This is a genomic window from Frankia sp. Cppng1_Ct_nod, from assembly GCF_920656135.1.
Classification (GTDB): domain Bacteria; phylum Actinomycetota; class Actinomycetes; order Frankiales; family Frankiaceae; genus Protofrankia; species Protofrankia meridionalis.
In genome coordinates this window covers 1-18,221 of sequence record NZ_CAKKTK010000089.1, presented here as the reverse complement: position 1 = coordinate 18,221, position 18,221 = coordinate 1, and the positions used below count along the sequence as shown (strand labels likewise).

16 protein-coding genes and 1 tRNA gene are annotated in these 18,221 nt (G+C 68.1%); 8 read left to right on the top strand and 9 right to left on the bottom strand.

Features of this window, described 5'->3' with window-relative positions; genetic code table 11:
* A partial coding sequence (locus tag NBW77_RS19225) for a bis-aminopropyl spermidine synthase family protein (protein WP_250280108.1) occupies nt 1–1,945 on the top strand: 1,945 nt, incomplete at its 5' end.
* Between the two features lie 98 nt (nt 1,946–2,043).
* On the opposite strand, the gene NBW77_RS19220 is transcribed toward NBW77_RS19225, so the two are convergent.
* The 3 genes from NBW77_RS19220 to NBW77_RS19210 all read right to left on the bottom strand — a co-directional run bounded on the left by NBW77_RS19220 (nt 2,044) and on the right by NBW77_RS19210 (nt 4,312).
* Nucleotides 2,044–3,078, bottom strand: a complete 1,035-nt coding sequence (locus NBW77_RS19220) for a tryptophan--tRNA ligase (protein ID WP_131747078.1) — start codon at nt 3,076–3,078, stop codon at nt 2,044–2,046.
* Between the two features lie 160 nt (nt 3,079–3,238).
* Nucleotides 3,239–3,310 (bottom strand) — tRNA-Val (locus NBW77_RS19215).
* Nucleotides 3,311–3,853: 543 nt separating this feature from the next.
* On the bottom strand, nt 3,854–4,312 hold the full coding sequence (locus tag NBW77_RS19210; RefSeq protein WP_131747079.1) for a peroxiredoxin: 459 nt from the start codon (nt 4,310–4,312) through the stop codon (nt 3,854–3,856).
* Between the two features lie 410 nt (nt 4,313–4,722).
* On the opposite strand from NBW77_RS19210, the gene NBW77_RS19205 reads away from it, so the two are divergent.
* Nucleotides 4,723–5,292, top strand: a complete 570-nt coding sequence (locus NBW77_RS19205) for a DUF4234 domain-containing protein (protein WP_242605869.1) — start codon at nt 4,723–4,725, stop codon at nt 5,290–5,292.
* 144 nt (nt 5,293–5,436) lie between these two features.
* Here the strand turns inward: NBW77_RS19205 and NBW77_RS19200 are convergent, their stop codons facing one another.
* Nucleotides 5,437–5,874, bottom strand: a complete 438-nt coding sequence (locus NBW77_RS19200; protein WP_131747081.1) for a DUF3052 domain-containing protein — start codon at nt 5,872–5,874, stop codon at nt 5,437–5,439.
* Between the two features lie 186 nt (nt 5,875–6,060).
* Nucleotides 6,061–6,465 carry a YjbQ family protein gene (locus tag NBW77_RS19195; protein ID WP_131747082.1) on the bottom strand — a complete coding sequence of 135 codons (405 nt, stop codon included), beginning with the start codon at nt 6,463–6,465 and terminating at the stop codon, nt 6,061–6,063.
* Between the two features lie 257 nt (nt 6,466–6,722).
* Here NBW77_RS19195 and aceE point away from each other — a divergent pair, with 257 nt between their 5' ends.
* Nucleotides 6,723–9,491 carry a pyruvate dehydrogenase (acetyl-transferring), homodimeric type gene (gene aceE, locus NBW77_RS19190; RefSeq protein ID WP_131747083.1) on the top strand — a complete coding sequence of 923 codons (2,769 nt, stop codon included), beginning with the start codon at nt 6,723–6,725 and terminating at the stop codon, nt 9,489–9,491.
* A gap of 86 nt (nt 9,492–9,577) precedes the next feature.
* Here aceE and NBW77_RS19185 read toward each other — a convergent pair whose 3' ends face one another.
* The gene (locus NBW77_RS19185) at nt 9,578–10,381 is read right to left on the bottom strand and encodes a pirin family protein (protein ID WP_242605870.1); all 804 of its coding nucleotides are present in this window, start codon (nt 10,379–10,381) and stop codon (nt 9,578–9,580) included.
* Between the two features lie 414 nt (nt 10,382–10,795).
* On the opposite strand from NBW77_RS19185, the gene NBW77_RS19180 reads away from it, so the two are divergent.
* A complete protein-coding gene (locus tag NBW77_RS19180) occupies nt 10,796–11,680 on the top strand; it encodes a hypothetical protein (protein ID WP_131747085.1) in 885 nt (294 codons plus the stop codon).
* A gap of 32 nt (nt 11,681–11,712) precedes the next feature.
* On the opposite strand, the gene NBW77_RS19175 is transcribed toward NBW77_RS19180, so the two are convergent.
* Both NBW77_RS19175 and NBW77_RS22150 read right to left on the bottom strand, forming a co-directional pair.
* Nucleotides 11,713–12,255, bottom strand: coding sequence for a phosphatase PAP2 family protein (locus NBW77_RS19175; protein ID WP_349817049.1), 543 nt, complete (start codon nt 12,253–12,255; stop codon nt 11,713–11,715).
* Nucleotides 12,256–12,328: 73 nt separating this feature from the next.
* On the bottom strand, nt 12,329–12,679 hold the full coding sequence (locus tag NBW77_RS22150; protein WP_284346958.1) for a DUF5999 family protein: 351 nt from the start codon (nt 12,677–12,679) through the stop codon (nt 12,329–12,331).
* Between the two features lie 522 nt (nt 12,680–13,201).
* On the opposite strand from NBW77_RS22150, the gene NBW77_RS19165 reads away from it, so the two are divergent.
* Nucleotides 13,202–14,398 carry a glycosyltransferase family 2 protein gene (locus NBW77_RS19165; RefSeq protein ID WP_165486128.1) on the top strand — a complete coding sequence of 399 codons (1,197 nt, stop codon included), beginning with the start codon at nt 13,202–13,204 and terminating at the stop codon, nt 14,396–14,398.
* Between the two features lie 35 nt (nt 14,399–14,433).
* A complete protein-coding gene (locus NBW77_RS19160) occupies nt 14,434–15,975 on the top strand; it encodes a hypothetical protein (protein ID WP_250280107.1) in 1,542 nt (513 codons plus the stop codon).
* A 10-nt stretch (nt 15,976–15,985) separates the two neighbouring features.
* Here the strand turns inward: NBW77_RS19160 and NBW77_RS19155 are convergent, their stop codons facing one another.
* On the bottom strand, nt 15,986–16,405 hold the full coding sequence (locus NBW77_RS19155; RefSeq protein ID WP_242605872.1) for a CoA-binding protein: 420 nt from the start codon (nt 16,403–16,405) through the stop codon (nt 15,986–15,988).
* 183 nt (nt 16,406–16,588) lie between these two features.
* Here NBW77_RS19155 and NBW77_RS19150 point away from each other — a divergent pair, with 183 nt between their 5' ends.
* The gene (locus NBW77_RS19150) at nt 16,589–16,927 is read left to right on the top strand and encodes a type II toxin-antitoxin system RelE family toxin (RefSeq protein WP_349817048.1); all 339 of its coding nucleotides are present in this window, start codon (nt 16,589–16,591) and stop codon (nt 16,925–16,927) included.
* A gap of 361 nt (nt 16,928–17,288) precedes the next feature.
* On the top strand, nt 17,289–18,221 hold a 933-nt coding region (locus tag NBW77_RS19145; RefSeq protein ID WP_250280106.1), incomplete at its 3' end, for an ATP-binding cassette domain-containing protein.

Genomic DNA, 18,221 nt, shown 5'->3' with positions numbered 1-18,221 from the left:
GCACCGGGTGCTGTGCGGCCGGCGCGGCCCCCGCCGGCGCGGCCCCCGCCGGCACGGCCCCCTGCCGGCACCCGTGCGCACCTGGGAAGGTGGATCGGTGACAGTCGATGACGCCTCCAGCCGCAGCGACTCGGCTCCGGCAACACGGTCGGAGAATCCGCAGCCGGAAGCCGAACCCGCCCCCGACCGGCTCGACCGACTTGTCGTGGACTACGGAGCCCAGGCCCGACCGCTGCGCCGGGTCGTCGCGCTGCTGACCGAAGGGCCGTGGACCGTCGGCAACCTCGTCCGCGCCTCGGGGGTGGCCCGACGAACCGTCGAGGAGGTGCTCGGCTGCCTCGACGGCGACCTGGCCCGGGATCCGGCCGCACCCGCGGACACGGTGACGATCCCGGCACCCCTCGTGGACGCGTACCGCGCACGGATCGGTTATGACCAGCTCCGGCGCACCCAGCTGGCCGATCCGCTCACCGGACGCCTCGCCGCGCACCCCGAACTGGTCGATACGATGACCGGTCTCATGGCCGCGGCCCCGCCGTCGCGGGCGGACCTCGACCACGTCCCCGCGACCGGCGAGACCGCGGCCCGGCGCGCACTGTGGATGGACTCCACCTACGACCTCACCGGCTCGCACCTGCTCTGCGTGGGCGACCACGACCTGACCTCGCTCGCGGCCTGCCTGCTCGTCCCGGGACTTGCCGCAACCGTTGTCGACCTGGACGAACGGCTGCTGGAGTTCATCGACACCCAGGCCCGCCGCCGGGGCCTCGCCGTCCGCTGCCTGTTCGCCGACCTCCGCTTCGGGCTGCCCGCCGCCACCGAGGAACGCGCCGACCTGGTCTTCACCGATCCGCCCTACACCCCGGAGGGCGTGTCGCTGTTCCTGCGCCGAGGTCTGGCCGGCCTGCGGGACACCGAACGCGGACGCCTGCTGCTCGCCTACGGGCACAGCGACCTGCATCCGGCGCTCGGCTGGAAGGTCCAGCGCGCCGTCGGTGATCTGCACCTCACCATCGAGGCAATCATGGCGGACTTCAACGGGTACGACGGCGCCGAGGCGGTCGGTGCCGCCAGCGACCTATACGTATGCCGGCCGACCGCGGCCACCTGGCGTCAGCTGTCGGCCATGGCGTCCGGGCAGGAGGGCCGCGCCACGATCTACACCCGCGGCAGGCAGGCGGTGGAAAGCGCCGCCACCGGCCCGTCCCCCGAGGCTGCGCAGGAGCTGCTGGCCGCGGCAGCCACCGACCTGGACGGTGGGCGCCTGGTGTTCGTCGGTGACGGAACCCCGGATTTCTCACCCGCCGGGCCGACCCATGTCCGCCTCGTGACCGTCCTGCGAGGTGGGCTGCCGCGTTCGGTCTGCGGGCGTGGCCGGGTGCAGGTCGCCGCGGACCTGAGCGCCGATCCGGGGCCGTGGCTGGCCCGGACCCTGCTCGCGGTCAACGCCGACCGGATCGCCATCCTCGTCCCGGCGGATCATGCCGATCTGGTGAGCGCAGACTCGTTCGCGGCGCTGAGCAGTCTTGTCGCGCCGAAATGGCGGCTGCGCCGCCGGCGGCTGCCGCGGGAGCGGCTTGCCCTGGTCGAGGCCACACCGGTCGATGTCGCCGGCCTGGACGAGGGCACCGCAATGGCCCGATGGCTACTCGACCGACCACACGGCAAGATCGGCAACGTCTGGCGGGAAGGCCTGATCCGGCTCGCCACGGACCACGCCGCAGGTCCGCTGACGAAGAAGGACGCCCGTGCGATGGTCGAGGCCGCCGTGGGCGAGGACGACCTGCTGGCCACCACTCTGATGGACCTGCCCCGCCACCGGATCACGCGGATCGTCGCCACCGCGGCCCTGCCCACCGGCTCCCTCGGCCCACCTGCTCCCTCGGTGCGTCCGGGCGGTCCACGGGCGAGGTCGGGGTCGGTGCCGGACGTGAACCAGCGGTAGGGCGCTGGTTCACGTCCGGCACCGAACTGGAGGCCCATACGCGGTGGGCCATCATCTACGGCCACCTGCGTGGCCAGGCCACGCCAGGCCACGCCAGGTCAGGCCACGCCGATCGCCCTGCGGACCTGCGCGAGAACCGGGATCGCCCGCTTGCGGGCCTTCTCGGCTCCCGCCGCGAGCATCCCGTCCAACGGACTGTCCGGCTCCAGCAGGGCGTCATACCGTTCACGCATCGGACTCAACTGGGCGTTGAGCACCTCGAAAAGCTGGTTCTTCAGCTCACCCCAGCCCATGCCACCGGCCTGCAGCCGCAGGCGCGTGTCGGCCACGACCTCCGGCGCGGCGAACTGCTCGAGGATCTGGAACACGTGGGAGGCGTCCGGGTCCTTGGGCTCCGCCACCGGGGTGGAATCAGTTGGTATTCGCCGCACCAGCTTCTTGAGCTGAGCCTCCCCGCAGAACAGCGGAATCGTGTTGTCGTAGGACTTGCTCATCTTCCGACCGTCCAGGCCGGGTAGCGTGTGTCCTGTTTCTCCGGCCGGGACGACCGCCTGCGGGATCTTGAATCTGTAGGTCTCGCCATAGACGTGGTTGAACGAACCCGCGATATCGGCCGCGATTTCCACGTGCTGGGTCTGATCGCGCCCGACCGGCACGACGTCCGCTTCCATGATCAGGATATCCACGGCCATCAGCACGGGATAGTTGTACAACCCCATGTTGATCCCCGCGTCCGCGTCGACCCTTCCCGCCTCCTGGTTGCGGTCCCGCGCGGCCTTGTAGGCATGTGCCCGGTTCATCAGGCCCTTGCCTGCCATGCAGGCCATGACCCAGTTCAGCTCGAAGATCTCCGGAACGTCCGACTGCCGGTAGACAACCACGCGGTCTGGGTCGAGACCGGCCGCGATCCAGGTCGCGGCCACCGACCGTGTGTAGTGCCTCAGCAGGTCCGGGTCGCGGACGGTCGTCAGCGCGTGGTAATCAGCGATGAAATACAACGCCTCATGTTCCCGGACGAGCTGCAAAGCAGGCTTGACCGCACCGACGTAATTACCGAGATGCGGTTCGCCGGTCGGCTTGATTCCCGTCAGCGACACTTTTACCGGGGACACCGTGGCTGGGGACGCGGACATCAACCTTGCACCTTTTCTGAACCGGCGACGAAACATGCATCCGATGGGTGTCAGGGCATCCCATAGCAGGGTGTCCCGTCCCAGGGACCGCCAGCCGGGACGCGGCAGCGACTCCCGCGGACCCGCCGTTCCACAGTGATCGGAACGGCGGGTCCGCCGGTGGGCGCGGCAGGGATCGAACCTGCGACCACTCGCTTGTAAGGCGAGCGCTCTCCCGCTGAGCTACGCGCCCGGGATCGGGATCGGGTAAGCGTACGCAACATCGGAGTAAGCGTACGCAACATCGGGCCACCGTGGGGACGGGCACGGTACCGGCACCCGAACCGTCCGGTGTCACAGCTCACATCCGACTGTGCGTAGTCGGACCGCAGTCATGTCAGGTTACGGCCCAGTACTCGGGCGAGGGCCGCCTCGACCTCGGCGCTGAGACCGGGGGGCGCGGCTGTGGGCTGTCGCCGGGTAATGCCCCGCGACAGCCCCAGGCTCGGGAGATCGACGCTGGACGAGTCCGGCGGGATCTCCCGGCCACAGTCCCGGCACGAGACCGCACCGAGCGCCTTGACCAGATCCGTGGAGCCGCAACCGCCGCATCGGTCAAGAGCCTGCGACCACCCGGCTGCCTGCTGACACGGCGGGCAGAACAGAACCTGTTCACCCGCAACAACCGCCCGCTTCCAAGGGCTGACTCCCCGCGCAGGATCGGTCTGTCTACTGTCACAACGAAAACACGGCATCTTACGGCTACCCGATGAGACGGCGGAATGTCCGCAGCAGACTACAACACCGCGAGGGCCTTCAGGTACTCGGCATGGTCACGCGCTTCACCGGGCCCGTTGACGACCTTCCAATGGACCACACCATCCTTGTTGATGATGAAGGTCGCACGTACGGCGAAGCCCTTGGCCTCCTCGAAGACGCCGTAGCTGCGAGCCACCTCACCGTGCGGCCAGAAGTCGGCGAGCAACGGGAAGTCATAGCCCTCACGATCGGCCCACACCTTGTGGGCGTAAGGCGAGTCGACGGAGACCGCGAGTACCTGGACGTCCTCGTTCTGGAACGACGATAGATCATCACGAACCGCGCAGAGCTCACCCTGGCAGATGCCGGTGAAGGTGAGCGGGTAGAACAGGAGCACCACGTTACGGCGCCCCCGGAACTCCGCGAGCGTGACCTCCTCGTTGTTCTGATCATGCAGTGTGAAGTCGGGGGCTACGGCGCCCACATCAACAGCCACTGGTCCATCCTCTCCGCGGCGAACGGTGTCGTGTCAGGAATGGGCTACTGGCACCCGTCCCCAGCATGCCATCTGATCGGCACCGGCATCGCGAGGGGCGTGGGCGGGCACCCCGGCAATGGCACGGCGATCGATGGCGGGATGTGATCGCCGGCAGCATTTGCCCTGTTGCTCCCGACCCGGGTAAAACTCCGCTACCTCGGTTTTACCCATCTCGCCAGACATCCGGCTGGAGGCGACCGGACCCAGCCAGAGCCCTGTCCGTCCATTTTGTGACCGGCCAGGGAGCCCACAAGCCGCTTCGCGCTGTCAGGGGAACCTCGCGAGGACCATGGCCGATACCGGGGCAACTACTCTGATCAGCCGGGGCCGGAGCAGCCGGCCGGCGGTACACGGAACAGGGGATCGCGGTGAGCGACCAGAACTTCGGTCGGTACGGGCAGCCCGGACAGGGGCAGCAGCCATACGGACCAGGGGATGCGGGCCAGTACGGCCAACCGGACTACAACCAACCGGACTACAACCAACCGGGCGGCTATCCGACTCCGGGCACGCCGGTTCTCGCCGGCTACCCCCAGCCGGTGGGCGCGGGTGTACGCGGCAGGCGCCGCAACCCGTTCGCGTCCTGGATCGGACTGCCATTGATCACTTTTGGTATCTACGGCATCGTCTGGATCTACAAGACCAACAGGGAACTCGCCGAATACGACCGACGGATCATCGTCAACCCGATCCTGTCGGTCCTTGCGGTGACGTTCGGCGCCATCCTGATCGTGCCACCGTTCGTAGCCGTATGGCGACTGTGCGATCGGGCGCGTCAGGCGCAACGAGCGGCCGGTCTACCCGAACTCAACACCGGAATCGCCTTCGTCATCTGGCTCGTCGGCGGAGGCGCGCTGTATCTCCAGTTCGAGATCAACAAGATCTGGGACCGTTACCCCGGCGCGGTCGAAGGACAGCAGGTCCCGCTGTTCGCCTGACCGGACGCGGCTCAACCCACGTCCGGGCCGACCCACGTCCGGGCCGACCCACGTTCCCCGGTCGCAGCCGAACCCGGCTGGCGACCGGGGGATGGACGCCAGCCGGGTGGGCGACTCACGGCGACCGCACGGACCCACCAACCTCTATCTGTGCCGGACCCGTTGGGACTTGGGTGCGGCCAGCCGCATTCCGGCCCATTCCGCAGCAACGCTCACCGTGCTCGTCTGCACCAGGCCGACTACCGGCACGGCCTCCAGGACGTCGCTCGGCTCGACATGCCCGTCCCTGCCTGCCTTGGGTGTCAGAAGCCAGATCACGCCGGCCTCGGACAGCTGACGGCGCGCGTCGATGAGTGCCTCCACGAGGTCGCCGTCATCGTCCCGCCACCACAGCAGTACGACATCGACAACATCATCGGAGTCCTCCGGGACGAGTTCCGTTCCGCTGACGGAGATGACGGCGTCAAGAAGATCATGGGCGATGTCGTTATCTTCGTTGAGCGACTGAACGAGTACCCCGGGCGTAATACCCAGACGATCCGCACGCCGCTGACCCTCGGCGTTCGCCGCGGTCGGACTCACCCTCAACAACCTCCTGCTCGTGTCAGCTACCCGCGGACACACTGCCCGCGCGCACCGGCCGGACGGCACGGTGGTCTTTCGATCCACCTACTGCCCACATCGCCGTGGACCTAGTCCACCGGAGCACCCCGGGGCAGCGCAAGTGCCACGCCGGTAGTTGTGGACAACGGTGCCGTTCGTGGCAGCTCATCCGGACAGGAACGACAGCCGGACCGTGCGTTCGGGATTGTCCACGTTGAGATCCACCAACGCGATCGACTGCCAGGTCCCGAGCAACAGTCGGCCATCACCGACCGGCACCGTCAGAGATGGAACGATCAAAGCCGGTAGGACATGCGACCGTCCGTGCCCCCATGACCCGTGGGAGTGACGCCAGCGACGGTCGACGGGCAGCAGCTCGGCGAGCGTGGCGAGCAGATCCTCGTCACTGCCCGAACCAAGCTCGAGCAGAGCGACACCCGCCGTCGCGTGCGGGACGAACACGGACAGAAGCCCGTCCCCGCGTCCCGCCACAAATCGCCGCGCCTCACCAGTGAGATCACGGACACTTTCCACTCCGCCGGTGCGCACCGACACCGTTGCCGTCTCCATGAACCGCCTTCCACCAACCGCCATTGTCCCCGACCAGGTCCGCCATCCGCGACCAGGTTCACAAACGAGCCGCTCCCGCAGCGTCGCCCGGCAACCACCCGGCCGGTATCGGCTTCCGCTCCGGCCGCCACCGGCGCGTCCCTACCCGTAGGTAACAAGGGAGGGGCGTGACGAGACCCCTGCGGCAGAGGACGATGGAAGGGGAGTCGCTCGCGCCGAAGCATGAGAACAACGACCAGGCAACTGAGGGAGAACGCGTGGCAAACGCTAGCACCAGGAGGTTTTCGGTCATTACCGACGGCCTTCCCAGCCAGTTGCCGGACATCGATCCGTCCGAAACCAGCGAATGGCTGGAGTCTCTGGACGCGGTGATCGACGAACAGGGCCGCGGCCGGGCAAGATTCCTCATGCTGAAGCTGCTGGAACGGGCGCGGGAGAAGGCCGTCGGCGTGCCCGGACTCACCAGCACCGACCACATCAATACCATCCCGCCGGAGCAGGAACCGTGGTTCCCCGGCGACGAGCACATCGAGCGGCGCATCCGTGCCTACATCCGCTGGAACGCGGCAATAATGGTAAGCCGGGCGAACCGGCCTGAATACGGTGTCGGCGGCCACATCGCTACATACGCCTCGAGTGCGGCCCTCTATGAGGTCGGATTCAACCATTTCTTCCGCGGCAAGGACAATCTGACCGCCGGTCCCGGCGGCGACTCGGGCGATCAGGTCTTCGTCCAGGGCCATGCCTCTCCGGGAATCTACGCCAGAGCATTTCTTGAGGGCCGCCTGACCGCAAGGCAACTCGACGCGTTCCGCCGGGAGGGCGAGGCGGGCGGGCTCTCGTCGTACCCGCACCCACGCCTCATGCCCGATTTCTGGGAGTTTCCGACGGTCTCGATGGGGCTCGGGCCTATCCACGCCATCTATCAGGCCCGCTTCAACCGCTACCTGTTGAATCGGCGGATCAAAGACACGTCCCGCAGCCGGGTATGGGCCTTCCTCGGCGACGGCGAGATGGACGAGCCCGAGTCGATCGGCGCGCTCGGCATTGCGGCCCGGGAGGAACTCGACAACCTGATCTTCGTCGTGAACTGCAACCTGCAGCGCCTCGACGGACCCGTCCGCGGCAACGGTAAGATCATGCAGGAACTCGAATCCCTGTTCCGGGGCGCCGGCTGGAACGTCATCAAGGTGGTCTGGGGACGCGACTGGGACCCGCTGCTCGCCCGCGACACCGACGGTGTGCTCGTCCACCGGATGAACACGACGCCGGACGGCCAGTTCCAGACCTACACGACGTCGTCCGGGTCGTACATTCGCGAGCACTTCTTCGGCGCGGACGCGCGGCTGCGGCGAATGGTGAAGGATCTTTCGGACGACGACCTGCGCAAACTTTCCCGCGGCGGTCACGACTACCGGAAACTGTACGCGGCCTACAAAGCGGCAACCGAACACGCCGGCCAACCTACCGTCATCCTCGCGCACACCATCAAGGGCTGGACGCTGGGCAAGGACTTCGAGGCCCGTAACGCGACCCATCAGATGAAGAAGCTCAGCAAGCGTGAGCTGAAGGAATTCCGGGACCGCCTTTATCTGGAGATTCCCGATTCCGAGCTGGAGGCGGACCTGCCGCCCTACTTCCATCCCGGTCCGGATTCGGAGGAAATCCAGTACATGCGGGAACGGCGTGCCGCGCTGGACGGTTCGCTGCCCAGGCGGGTCGTTCTGGCCCGTCCCCTCAACCAGCCACCAAAGTCGATCTTCGACGATCTGCGGCGAGGTTCGGGTAAACAACCGGTGGCGACCACCATGGCCTTCGTCCGACTTCTCAAGGACCTGATGAAGACGAAGGAAATCGGTGCCCGTTTCGTTCCGGTAATCCCGGACGAGGCTCGCACCTTCGGCATGGACGCCATGTTCCCGACCGCTAAGATATACTCGCCGCACGGGCAGCGTTACGAAGCGGTCGACCGCGAGCTCCTGCTTTCCTACCAGGAATCGGAATCCGGCCAGATGCTGCACGAGGGCATCAACGAGGCCGGTTCCATGGGCTCGGTCATCGCCGCGGGCACGTCCTATGCCACCCACGGCGTGCACATGATCCCGGTATACGTCTTCTACTCGATGTTCGGCTTCCAGCGGACCGGCGACCAGATGTGGGCGTTCGGCGACCAGCTCGGCCGGGGCTTCCTGCTCGGCGCCACCGCCGGCCGCACGACCCTCAACGGTGAGGGGCTCCAGCACCAGGACGGCCACTCGTTGCTGCTCGCGTCGACGAACCCGGCCTGCGTGGCCTACGACCCCGCGTTCGCCTTCGAGGTCTCCCACATCGTCCGCGACGGCCTCGACCGTATGTACGGGGAACGTGACGAGAACGTCTTCTACTACCTGACCGTCTACAACGAGCCGTTCCCGCAGCCGGCCGAACCGGCCGGGATCGACCCGGCGCAGATCCTCGCCGGCATGTACCGTTTCCGCCCGTTTTCCGAAGCCGGCGTGTCCTCACAGTCCCCGGCGATCGGAGTCGCGCCGGACGCCGAACCCCGCCATGTGCAGCTCCTTGCGAGCGGAACCGGGATGAGATGGGCGCTCGAGGCCCAGGAGCTTCTTGCGACCGACTTCGGCGTGGAAGCGGACGTGTGGTCGGTGACCTCCTGGAACGAGCTGCGCCGTGAGGCCCTCGACTGCGAGGAGCACAACCTGCTCAACCCCGACTCCGATGAACGCCTCCCGTACGTGGCTCGCATCCTGCAGGGAGCGCAGGGACCGGTGATCGCCGTCAGCGACTGGATGCGGGCGGTACCGGACCAGATCTCGCGTTGGGTTCCCCAGGACTACTCCTCGCTGGGCACCGACGGGTACGGCCGCTCCGACACACGGGCAGCGCTGCGTCGCCACTTCCATGTCGACGCCCAGTCGATCACGGTGGCGGCCCTGGAGGCACTGTCGCGCCACGGCGCGCTCAAGGCAGCCGTGGTCGAGGATGCGATCCGCCGCTACGAACTGCGTGACGGACAGGCCGAGTAGCCAAGCCCAGGCCTCCGGCGGCGCAGGAAAAACCATGATCGCGCCGTGGATGGTGCCGGGTGGCGACGAGTAGGCCGCCCCCGGCACTATCGCCCCAGAGCGGCGTGCATGTCCCAGACAAGGATCTCCGCCGGCCCGCCCACGGCGCCGACCGCCAGCCCGTCGCATCCCCTGATCCGGGCTGCGTCACCGGTGGCGAGTTCGTCGGAACCCTCCAGCGTGACGGCTCCGCGCGCGACGAACAGGTGCACCCAGGGCGCGGACGGCAACGACACCGATCCGGCCTCGGGGAGGCGAGCCGCCCACAGCACCGCGTTCTTCTGTCGGATGTCGATCGCAGCCCCCGAACCCGGGCCGCCGGCGACCGCCACCAGACCGCCACCGGCAAGCGCGTCGGTCACGTCCATCTGGGCGTAGCCGGGCGTGATCCCCGCGGTGTCGGGGACCACCCACATCTGGACGAAGTGAACCGTGCCAGGATCTCCCGGGACGCACCCGTCGTCGCCGGAACGCTCCGCGTCCGCACCGGACGGGCACGGGGCCGCGTTCATCTCCGCGTGCAGAATCCCGGTACCTGCGCTCATCCGCTGGGCGAGCCCTGGGCGGAGCACACCGCGGGTTCCCGTGGAGTCCGTGTGCAGAAGCTCACCCGCAAGGACCCAGGTCACGATCTCCATGTCCCGATGGGGATGGGTGCCGAAGCCGCCACCGGGCGCGACGTGGTCGTCGTTGCTGACCAGAAGCAGACCGAAGTGGGTGTTGGCGGGATCGTAGTGTCGACCGAACGCGAACGAGTGGCGCGAGTCCAGCCAGGCATTCCGCGTCACGGCCCGGCTGTCCGCGCGCCGGACGGCGGCCACCGTTCCCCGCGACGTCGAGATATCGGTCACAGTCGTTCTCGCCTCATTCCCGTTGGTCACCTGCATTGTGCCGCTACCATCGGTGCGGCTAGTGTCGGCATGTCGGTTACCGTTGGGCGTGCCCGACCTACATGCCACCAGACCATGGTCCAACGTGGTCGTCCCGGCTTCGATGCCGGGACGGTCCCAACCGCTAAGATCCGAGTCGGACGCAACGAAGGCCGGTACCCCTTTGGCCCTACCGACCCCCGAGGCCTGCGGCAGGCCACCAGCCCCAGGCACGACGTGAGAGCCTCGCGAGGAGGCGATGTGACGGCTGCCGACAGCCACGGGCGACAGATGCCATCGGTTACCAGGAAGACAAACATCACTCAACGCCATCACCAGGATGCGAGGCCGTGACATGGCCCGCTCCCAGCCCGGGAACGGGAACGGGAAACTGACATGATTCTGCGCTCTCGTCGGATTGACCGGCTGGAGGACCACCCGAACCTGCGGGGTATCCTCGCCATCCTGGCGCAGCTGGTGCACACGAGTGACACCGAACTCGGCGAGCTGGCCTCGGCCTGGCGCAACACGCCACAGCTTGCCGTTGCGCGCGACAAGGCGCTCTCGCCGGACGCGCCCCTCGTCGTCGAGGTTCTCGCCGCGTTCGACGCGCTCTCGGCCATCTACGCCGACGACCTCGCGGGCATCGACAACTACGTGACGGTCGATCCGGGTGTCACCGCGACCGCGCTCAAGGCGGTCCGGGACGCGATTGCGGCCGCGTACGCCAGACCGATCCTTGCCCGGTCGGAGTACACCGCGTTGATCCGGCCGTGGCGTACCGTCTACCCCCGCGGCCGGGGCCACGAGCCGGATCTGGGTCCGTTCGGGTCCGAGGTCAAACGCGTCCTCGCCGCGCTGCCGGTCCTGGCACGGCGCTGCCACGACCCGGACAGCCTCCGGGTCTACGACGGGCTGCTGGTCACCGTGCTCACCCGCGACGAGCTTGCGCACCGGGACGCGATGGAGGTCGCGTTCGACAGTGCCGTCCGCACCGGACGCCGCCGGGTGTGGACGTTGGTCCGGCGCAGCGCCGCCGAGGGCTTCTGGCGCCTGTGCCCGTCCTGCCACAAAATGATCAACCTGGAGGACGCCGGCTCCGACCAGCGGGTCATGGAACTCTGCGCGGATCTCGCATGTGCCCTGCTCGTCCAGGACATCCTCAACCCCGACATCGTGGCCAGCCTGACCGCGCCACTGCATACCCTCGTCCCGCTCCAGGACCGGCACAACAACGATCGGCAGACCGGTCGGTCATCGGACGTGCGGCGGTCGTGGTAGACGTGAGCTGAGCCGCGGCAGCACCCTGGTGGTCAGCGCGGCGGCCGTGGTAGACGTGAGCTGAGCCGCGGCAGCACCCTGGTGGTCAGCGCGGCGGCCGACGCTCCGATGGCGACGCCGGCGACGACGTCACTCGGGTAGTGGACGCCGACGTAGACCCGGGAGAAGGCGACCGCGCCCGCGAGAATCCCGACCGGAACCGCGGCACCGGGTGCGTCGACAGCCACCGCGATCGCGAACGCGGCTGCCGATGCCGAGTGCCCGGAGGGAAACGAGAAGGTGACGAGTTCCCTGCGGAGCCGGCGGACCAACGGCACGCCGTGCAGGCTGGGGCGACGCCTGCGGAACGCCACCTTGGCCGGTCCGTTGGCGGTCGCACTCGCCAGGCCGAGGGCGATGACGCCCCGCAGTGCCGCTCGGCGGTGCCGTCCCCTCCTCACGCCCAGGGCGCCCGCGATCATCCACCACAGCAGGCTGTGGTCGGCGGCTCGCGACAGTTTGGGCAGAACCGGGTCGAGCAACGGCCGCACGCTGGTGATCCGGGTGAAGACAGCCCGGTCGACAGCGGACACCACCGAGACGATCGGACGAGCGCCGTCGACGGCCCGCCGCCGACCGGTGACGGCGGTCCGAGGACGACGGTTCGCGTCAGGCAGTTCGGATGCGTGGCGCCGGTAGGGCCATCGGCTGCCGAATGGTGACCGGCGCGGTGGTCGTGCTCATGATCCTTGGGAGTACCCGCCGTGGTTCGACGATGCCCCCTGTTGGCAGAATCTCTCCGGTGTCGTCAAAAAGAATCACCCCGTTACACAACAGACTCCAGCCCTGATCGCAGTGCCGAATCGTCACCCGCGCGGCGTCCCGGTCGGGACCGGCGGCGGACGGGCAGGTCGGCTGATGCCGGCAACACGCCGGGGCTGGTAGGCGGGACTCGGTGGGTACTGGTGGACTCGCCGACGTCCTTGTCGATGGATCTCCAGAAACTGTTACTCCTCGCACAGTCACAGAAGATTACGCCCCCGGGTAACGGACGTCACATCGACCTGGCCTGATCGGCGGTGTGCGTGGTACTGGACCCGGGAAGGGGCCGAACGAGGTGAAGGTCGCAGCCCGGCGCTCTTCGTAACCGGTCGCATCATGGCTGCGACAGTCACCGGTTCGGCCTGCCACCTCTTTGGAACCGTCTGGTGACAGATACCGGATATGACGATGCCGACTGATGGTCGGAAAACACCTTCGGTACGTTTTCCTGGGACCCTTTACAGATGTGCACCCAGCCACGTTGCTAGGGGTGAGGCGACGGTGCATCCCGGTGCTTCCACCACGGTTACCCAGGAGAGCACGACGTTGAACGACTGCAGCACGACGTCGACCCGCGGTGACGCGGCGATCACTTCGACCATCCCGATGGACCTACCCCTGCACGACCTGACGGGCGGTCGACGCAAGCCCACCAGAGCAGCATATTCAGATTATTCAGATAGATCTTTTGGCAAACATGGAACAGAGATATCCATTGTCATGCCGTGCCTGAACGAGGAGGCATCCATCGGGATCCGCGTCGCGAAGGCACTGGCGGGGTTGGCCTGCACAGGACTGACCGCGGAGGTGGTGGTCGTCGACAACGGTTCGACCGACACCACGGCGGAGGTGGCCGAGAAGGCGGGCGCGCGGGTGATACGGGAGCCGCGACGTGGTTTCGGTCACGCCTGCCTGACCGGCTTCGCCGTCGCCCGCGGGAAATTCCTGGTGATGGCGGACCTGACCGTCTCCGATGACTTCCGCCACATCGGGCGACTTGTCGCACCGCTTCAGGCCGACGATGCCGACTACGTCCTGGCTCCCCGATCCTCCCGCCGGGCCCGCGTCATATCCTGGCCGCGTACGCACAGCGGTAATCCGGTGTTCACCGGTATGCGTAACCGGGTGTTCGACGTGCCGTCCCCGGACGGGCATTCCGGAATGCGGGCCTTCACGCGCGCGGCGTATCTTCGGATGGATCTGCGCCGTGAGGGAATGGAACTCGCGGCACAGCTCGTCATCGCGGCAGCCCGCGCCGAGCTTCGGACCGTGGAGGTTCCCCTCGCCTCCAACTCCCGCGGCGGTGCGCCCACTTCGCACTCGGCGCGCGGCGGCTCGCGCCGGTCGCGGTTCTCACTGCGGCTCACGCCACGCCACCGCTTCGTCCTACCCGGCCTCACCATGATCCTTCTAGGACTCCTCGGGCAGCTTGTCCTGCTTCCCGGTGCCCCGGGCGTCGGCTTCCACCATCTCGACGTGCGTATCTGCGTCCTGCTCGCCCTGCTCGCGATCCTGGGCTGGCAGGCGGTCATGCTCGGCGTCCTCGCCGACGTCCGCGATCTGGCGGCCGGGCGGGCAGGCGTCCGGGCGAGCCGTGACCGCTGGGCCGTGTCGGTGCTCCGCCGGTGGTTCAGCCTGGAGCGTGGGCCCGTGGTCGGTGCCGCACTGTTCACCACCGGTCTCGCCATCGACGCCGTTGTACTGGTCGGCTGGATCACGAATGCGTTGGGACCGCTCAACGAGATGCGTCCGGCCCTGTTGGCGATGACACTGATGGTGGTCGGCGCGCAGACCATGTTCGGCTCGTTCGTCCTGCGGATGCTCGCGGCCGACCCGACAGGCGTATACCAGCCGGCAGGCCGGTATACGCGGACGACCACGGCCGTGGCGACCGCCGAGCCGGCTGCTTCGGTCTGACACCGCTCCAGGCTGACATCGACGACGGCGTGCCGGTGAACGTCTCGCGGCCGGACCTGCCCGGGCCGGGCTCTTCTCTGCCGGACCTGTCCGGGCCGGGCCCGCTGCGGCGGCACGCTCTGATCGCGGTCCTGGTTGCCATGGCCGGCGCCCTGCGGGTGCTGGCCATGGCCGCCTACCGGCCGGCGCTTGAGTTCTCCGGTGACTCCTACGCCTACCTGCGGCTCGCCAGACCCCTGGTACCCGACCCCGTCCGGCCCGCGGGCTATCCGCTGCTGCTGCGCGCGTTGTCCGCAACGGGCCGGTTGTGGGTCGTCCCCGCCGTCCAGCACGCCACAGGTGTCGCGCTGGGACTCGCCGTCTACGCGCTGATGGCGCACCGGGGGGTGGCCCGTCCGGTGGCGGCACTCGCGGCGGCACCGGTACTGCTCGACGCCTACCAGATGGACATCGAGCACTTCGTCATGGCGGAGACACTGTTCGAGGCGTTGGTGGTCGCGGGGGTGGTCGCCCTTCTGTGGGCGCCCAGACCGTCGCTGTGGGCCTGCGGGTTCGCCGGTGGGTGCCTGGCACTGGCATCCCTCGTCCGTACGGTGGGCGTCGCCCTGGGGATGCTCGCGCTGGTCTACATCCTCGTTCGGCGGTTCGGATGGTCACGGTCGGTCGCATTCACCGGGGTACTGGCCGTGCCACTGATCGGGTACGCATCCTGGTTCCACTCCGCCCACGGCACCTACGCGCTGACCGGTGGCGACACGTACTGGCTCTACGGCCGGGTCGCGCCGATCGCCGACTGTGCGCGTCTCGACCTCACCGCGCAGGCACGCCAGCTGTGCTCACCCCATCCGCCGCGTGAACGCCCAGGCCCGAACTACTACGTGTGGAACCACAACAGCCCCCGGTTCACCATCAGCGTTCCCGACGGGGAGAAGGAGGCTGTCCTGGCCGATTTCGCCCACCAGGTCATCCGGCACCAGCCGGTGGACTACACACGGATGGTGACCGGCGAGGTCGCTCACTACTTCACGCCGGGCCGATGGGTCGGACCACGCGACTGGTACGTCGGCACCTGGCAGTTCCCCGCCGACCCGGTGCCCGCCTACTGGCACAACAACGCACCGCTGATGACCTTCAACGGCGGGCGGGTCGCCCGTGCCGTCGCCCCCGGGCCGGCCGCGTTCCTACGGGCCTACCAGCGCTACGGCTTCACCCCGGGGCCGGCGCTCGGCGCCATGGCCGTGCTCGGTGTCGCCGCGGTGTCCCGTCGTCGGCCGAAGAAACCACGACCATGGCCTTCGCGCCGCCGGAAGCCCCGGGGATCGGCTGTCGGCCTGTGCGACGCAGACCGGCATGCCGAAGACCGGCGGATCCGGGCCGACTGCGCGCTGCTGGTGACCGCAGGCATGGCCCTGCTGGTCATCCCGTCGACCACGGTGTGTTTCGACTACCGGTACCTGCTGCCGACGCTGGTGCTGTTCCCCCCAGCCGCCGCGCTCGCGCTCCGGGCGATCGCACACGACCGCGACGCCTCACCGACGCCCCCGTTGCTACCTGCGGTGGCGCCCTCGCAGCGGTGACCTCCGGGATTCAGCCGCGCCAGCCGATCAGCCGGGGCGCCTCCATCCGTGGACATGTGTCCATGACGACCGGCAGGCCGGCGGCCTGCGCACGCGCCGCGGCATCAACGTCTCGGACACCGAGCTGCATCCAGATGCCCCCGGCCCGGATGCCGATGGCTTCGTCCACGACCGGGCCGACCAACTCGGACCGGACGAACAGGTCCACGACATCCACCGGGAACGGGATGTCACTCAACGTGGCATAACCCTGCTCGCCCGCGACCACGGGCTTCGACGGATGAACCGGGATGGCCCGTTTGCCGTGCGCGCGCAGATAGCCCGCGATCGAGTAGGCGACCCGGGAGGTGTTCTCGGACAGTCCCACCACCGCCCAGACCGTCGTGTCCGCCAGCATCCGTCGGATGGTCTCGTCAGCTCCATAGCGCACATCCGGTTACAACCGGCGGCACCGACGCGGTCATCCCGTGGCCAGCGGTCATCCCGTGGCTAGCGGTGACCTGGCGGCACGCCGCCCGACGGGCGGGAACCCGCGGCCACCAGAACATCCGACAGCCGGCGGGAAAGACTTCTACGATCACGTCGTGGACAACCCGACACGCACACGGCCACCGTGCCCACCGTGCCCACCGTGCCCACCGTGCCCACCGGGCGCACCGACACCCGGCGGGGCCGCATGAGCACCCGGCACGAGGTGATCGTCTCAGCGTCGGCCGAGCGCGACCTGGAACGGCTGCCGGACCGGACAGCCGGCGAGATCCGCCGCTTCCTCACCGGTCCGCTGCGCAACGATCCACGTAAGGCCGGGAATCCACTGCCGGAGTCGCGCTCCACCATGTGGGAGGCGTCCGGTTCGGAGTGGCGGATCCTCTACCAGGTGGACGCCAACACCCTCACCGTTCGTGTCATGGTAGTCGCGAAAAGGCGTGATCAGGGGCGTCGCGCCTCGTAGAAGCCTCCGCCCTCCTGGCGACATCCACCCAGCGGCATCGAGAAGGCCGTTCATCCTGAACGCTGTGAACGGTCGCGAAATCGCTACCGGTAGCGATGACAGCGGGTCAAACATCCCGGACCAGCGCGGTAGAACCGCCGACATCGTGACCGGTACGACACACACCGACACGGCAACAGCGGTGTGCTGGGCGTGCCGCATCCGGTCCTGTTACCGCTCCTAGCCGTGTCGATCATCCCGCAGGGATGGGCGTCGATACGTTCAGCCCGGGTCGGGTACGCCTCTCCTCGCCCGCATCCGCCAGCTGCGACGCGCCCATCTGCTCGCGTCCTTTCTGACGAGCCGGGACGCGGCCGCCGAGGTGCCTTCGTTCGTCCTCGGGGACTTCCTGCTCGACGAGTACACGGCCATCGCGCTGGAACAGGAAGCCGAACAGGTCCGGGTCGGACGCCGGCAGGCGATGTTCCGCCTTACCGGTGACGCGCTCGCGGGAACAGTGATCGCGGCGGTGTATGTGGCGTTGGTCCTGCTACTCGACGCCGGGCTGATGCCACTGGTCGCCTCAGGCACGGCGGTGCCGGCAATCCGGACCGGCCGCGGCGAGGTCGTGGCACTGGTCGCAGAGAACGGCAGTGGCAAGTCGACGCTGTCGAAGGTCCTCGCCGGGTTGTACGATCCGGACTCCGGACGGGTGACCTGGGATGATGTCGATCTCGCCGAGGTCGACCCGGACAACATCCGGGAGCAGATCGCGATCATTTCGCAGGAGTACACGCAATGGCCGATGTCCGCACGGTTGAACATCGTGGTCGGACGCATCCGCCGCCTCGGTAAGGACGGCCCGGACAGTGTCGTCCCCGCCGCACGGGCCACCGAGGCCGACACGGCGATAAGCGAGCTTCCGAACGGCTACGACACCCTGCTCGCCCGCCAGTACAACGCCGGTCACGACCTGTCCGGTGGACAGTGGCAACGGATCGCGTGTGCGCGGGCGGTATACCGGGAAGCCCCGATCCTGATCGGGGACGAACCGTCGACAGCTCTGGACGCCCGCGCCGAAAGCCAGCTCTTCTCCTCGATCCGCGATCTCGCAGAGGGGCGGACGGTCCTGTTGATCACGCACCGGCTTGCCGGTGTCCGGCACGCCGACCGCGTCTACGTCCTGGAGCGCGGGCGCATCCTCGACGAGGGCACGCACGAGCAGCTGATGACCCGCGGTGGCCTGTACGCGAGCTGTTCGATCTCCAGGCCCGGCAGTACGCGTCCTGAGTGCCGGCTCACCCGGCTCGGCCCC